The sequence below is a fragment of the Cellulomonas rhizosphaerae genome, assembly GCF_003470205.1.
Classification (GTDB): domain Bacteria; phylum Actinomycetota; class Actinomycetes; order Actinomycetales; family Cellulomonadaceae; genus Cellulomonas; species Cellulomonas rhizosphaerae.
Genome location: NZ_QWKP01000050.1, coordinates 1 through 3,424 on the forward strand (window position 1 = coordinate 1; position 3,424 = coordinate 3,424).

The window sequence follows — 3,424 nt, forward strand, 5'->3', positions numbered from 1 at the left end:
ACCCCACCCGGCTCGTGAGCCGAGCAGGCTGCGACGAGCTGCTCCTCAGCAACAGCGACCATCGCGTCACCCGCGACGGGCCGCACGGGGTTGAGGTTGTCGATGATCTGCAAGGCCGCATCCACGTTGATCCGCCCGGAGCCCAGCGCGGCAGCGACGTGCGGGAACGGCGCCGGCACCGGCTGCCCGGTCAGGCCGGTCGACTCCTGCGTCGCACGTCCCAACCGCAACCACCGCGACACCGAGGTGTTCGCCGCCCCCGTCACCCGACGAACCAGCTCACGCGAGCCCCGGCATCCACGACCCCCAGCCAACCCGTCGCGCCCCCGGGTGGTGCGCTCGTCGACCTCCACCGCCAACGCCGCCCGCCACGCATCGACCTGACGGTCGATCGCCTCGAGCGTCACCAGGCCGGCCAGCAGGTCATCGTCGCGCCAGACCGCAACGACCCGACCAGGAGCAGGAGCGTCCACCGATGCCAGACCAGAAGGCACGTCGTCAGCACCGAGCGCGGCACGCACGAGCGCCGCCGCATCGATGACCGAGGTGGTGTCTGACATGTCCCTATCGTCCCACCAACCACTGACACAACATCGAACACCAGTACGAGATCGTGAAGGGTCGACAGGGGAATCGGGACGTGTCACCTTGGTTGAGCCCAGTGCCTTCGAGAGGTCAGCTCATGAAGAAGCGCAGCATCGCCATCGTCCTCGCACTCGCCGCCGTGACCGGGTTCACCGGCGCCACGGCAGCCTCTGCGAGCGGCGGCCACGTGATCGCCAGTCCCTGCTGCAAGGCGAAGTAGCCCTACGGCTCAGGACGAGCGCGAATCGAACGAGGACCGGCTCGCCTCGATCGTCGGCCCGTTCGTGACGGCCCAGCTCGCCAGCGCGAGCGCGGGCTCGATCAAGGTCGCCCCGGTGTCGGTCAGCGCGTACTCCACCCGCGGCGGCACCTCGGCGTAGGCGGTCCGGACGACGAGGCCGTCGCGCTCGAGGTGGCGCAGGGTCAGCGAGAGCATGCGCTGCGAGACGCCGGGGATGTTGCGCTGGAGCTCCGTGAACCGCATGCGGCCGCGCTGCAGCGTGCTGACGATCAGCAGCGTCCACTTGTCGCAGATCCGGTCGAGCACCGACCGGATCATCGGCCCGGACTCGCCGTGCACGATGCAGAGGCTGTCGGTCATGGGTGCACCGTCCTGTCAGTAGCGCACACGCGTGTGCCTTTTGTAGGCCCTCCGAAACTCACGCATGATGCGGTTGCTCACAAAGGGTAACCATGGAGGACGAGATGACTGTCGCGTACTGGATCGTCGGGGGACTGCTCGCGCTGACGTACCTCGCGTCGGGTGGGATCAAGATCGCGCTGCCCGCCGACAAGCTGCTGGCGATGTGGCCCTGGACCGGCGACCTCCGGCTCCGCACGGTGCGAGTCATCGGCACGCTCGAGGTCCTCGGTGCGCTCGGGCTCGTGCTGCCGCGGCTGACCGGGATCGCGGAGTGGCTGTCGGTGGCGGCAGCCGCGGGGCTCGTCGTCATCCCGCTCGGCGGTCTCGCGCTCCACGTCCGGCGCGGCGAGGGATCGCAGACCGTGCCGAACGGGGTGCTCGCCGTGCTGGCCGCGGTCGCGGTGTGGCTCGGGGTCGCGACCCTCTAGCGTCCGATACCGTTATCGAACTCACCGCCGAGCAGCCCCTGGGGAGCCATGACCAGCCACGCCACCGTCCTGCTCCACCCCGGCTTCCGCGTCGGGAGCATCGACCGTCGCATGTTCGGCACGCTCATCGAGCACCTGGGCCGGGCGGTCTACACCGGCATCTTCGAGCCCGACCACCCCACCGCCGACGAGCACGGTTTCCGCGGTGACGTCGCGGCGCTCACCGCGGAGCTCGGCATCACGATCGCCCGCTATCCCGGCGGCAACTTCGTCTCGAGCTACGTCTGGGAGGACGGCGTCGGGCCCGACCGCCCACCGGTGCTCGACCTCGCGTGGCGGACCGTCGAGCCCAACACGGTCGGTACCGACGAGTTCCTCCAGTGGGCCGAGCGGACCGGCATCGAGCCCATGCTCGCGGTGAACCTCGGCACCCGCGGCGTCGACGCCGCGGCGGCGCTCGTCGAGTACTGCAACGGCGCGGCGGGGACCCGCTGGGCGGACCTGCGGATCGCGAACGGCCGCGAGCGGCCGTACGGCGTACGGCTGTGGTGCCTGGGCAACGAGATGGACGGGCCCTGGCAGATCGGGCACAAGAGCGCCGACGAGTACGGCCGCCTGGCCGCCGAGGCCGGCAAGGCGATGAAGCGCGTCGACCCGAGCATCGAGCTCGTCGCGTGCGGCTCGTCGTCGATGGAGATGCCGACCTTCGGTGCGTGGGAGCAGACCGTCCTCGAGCACACCTGGGACGTCGTCGACCACGTCTCGATGCACGCCTACTACCAGGAGCACGACGGCGACCGGGCCTCGTTCCTCGCCTCGGGCACGGCGGCCGACCGGTTCATCCGCCGCGTCGTCGCCTCCGCCGACGCGGTCGCCGCGCGCAAGCAGTCGGACCGCAGGCTGACCATCTCGTTCGACGAGTGGAACGTCTGGTACCTCTCGCGGTTCCCCGGCGAGACGAACCTCCCGCTCCAGCGCGACGCCCCGCGGATCATCGAGGACGTCTACTCGGCGCTCGACGCCGTCGTCGTCGGCGACCTGCTCGTCACGCTGCTCAACCACGCGGACCGCGTGCCGCTCGCGTGCCTCGCGCAGCTCGTCAACGTGATCGCGCCGATCATGACCGAGCCCGGCGGACCCGCCTGGCGCCAGCCCACGTTCCACCCCTTCGCGACGACCGCCCGGCTCGCGCAGGGGGAGGCGCTCGACGTCCGCGTGTTCGGCCCGACGACCGCGACGGCCCGGCACGGCGAGGTGCCCGTGGTCACCGCCGCGGCGACGATCGACGGCCAGTCGGTCGCCGTGTTCCTGGTCAACCGCGGCACCGAGGAGATCGAGGTCGCGATCGACCACCCCGGCGCGTCGCTCACCCTCACCACGGGCCACCAGCTCACGGCCGACGACGAACCCGCCCGTCCCGGGCCGGAGCACGCCGAGGCGATCACCGCCGAGCACCTCCGCACGATCGACCTCGGCGGCGCCCGGCAGGACGACCGGACGACGATCGTGCTCCCGCCCGAGTCCTGGACCGCCGTCTCGAGCGTCATGACGTCCTGACCAGGGAATCCGCGTGGGGCCGGCGCGCGTTGTGTGGTCGGATGACACCTCGCCCGCAGCCCCGCAGCCCGAGAGGACACGACGATCACCACCATCGACGAGGCGCTCGACAACCCCGCCTGGCACTCCCTGACCGGCTTCCACGCGCACCTGGCGCAGGGCACGGGCGCCGCGCGCCGCTACCGACCGAGCGTCTCGCCGTTCGTCGGCC

General features: G+C 71.1%; 5 protein-coding genes. 3 read left to right on the forward strand and 2 right to left on the reverse strand.

The window, feature by feature from the left end; translation table 11 throughout:
- Nucleotides 1-521 (reverse strand): hypothetical protein (locus D1825_RS00680; protein ID WP_147356245.1); only part of this gene is annotated, 521 nt, incomplete at its 3' end.
- 161 nt (nt 522-682) lie between these two features.
- On the opposite strand from D1825_RS00680, the gene D1825_RS18695 reads away from it, so the two are divergent.
- On the forward strand, nt 683-805 hold the full coding sequence (locus D1825_RS18695) for a hypothetical protein (RefSeq protein WP_267897551.1): 123 nt from the start codon (nt 683-685) through the stop codon (nt 803-805).
- A gap of 9 nt (nt 806-814) precedes the next feature.
- On the opposite strand, the gene D1825_RS00685 is transcribed toward D1825_RS18695, so the two are convergent.
- Entirely contained in the window at nt 815-1,186 is a 372-nt protein-coding gene (locus D1825_RS00685; protein WP_118765614.1) for a winged helix-turn-helix transcriptional regulator, read from the reverse strand.
- A gap of 104 nt (nt 1,187-1,290) precedes the next feature.
- Between D1825_RS00685 and D1825_RS00690 the strand changes: the two genes are divergently transcribed.
- Together D1825_RS00690 and arfA are read left to right on the forward strand one after the other, a co-directional pair.
- The gene (locus D1825_RS00690) at nt 1,291-1,656 is read left to right on the forward strand and encodes a DoxX family protein (protein WP_118765616.1); all 366 of its coding nucleotides are present in this window, start codon (nt 1,291-1,293) and stop codon (nt 1,654-1,656) included.
- Between the two features lie 48 nt (nt 1,657-1,704).
- Complete coding sequence (arfA, locus tag D1825_RS00695) at nt 1,705-3,213, forward strand: arabinosylfuranosidase ArfA (RefSeq protein ID WP_118765615.1); 1,509 nt, start codon at nt 1,705-1,707, stop codon at nt 3,211-3,213.
- Nucleotides 3,214-3,424 lie beyond the last annotated feature (211 nt).

Coding starts and splice junctions, on each gene's coding strand:
- D1825_RS00690 (WP_118765616.1), top strand. CDS start 1,291: ATGACTGTCGCGTACTGGATCGTCGGGGGACTGCTCGCGCTGACGTAC.
- D1825_RS18695 (WP_267897551.1), top strand. CDS start 683: ATGAAGAAGCGCAGCATCGCCATCGTCCTCGCACTCGCCGCCGTGACC.
- arfA (WP_118765615.1), top strand. CDS start 1,705: ATGACCAGCCACGCCACCGTCCTGCTCCACCCCGGCTTCCGCGTCGGG.
- D1825_RS00685 (WP_118765614.1), bottom strand. CDS start 1,186: ATGACCGACAGCCTCTGCATCGTGCACGGCGAGTCCGGGCCGATGATC.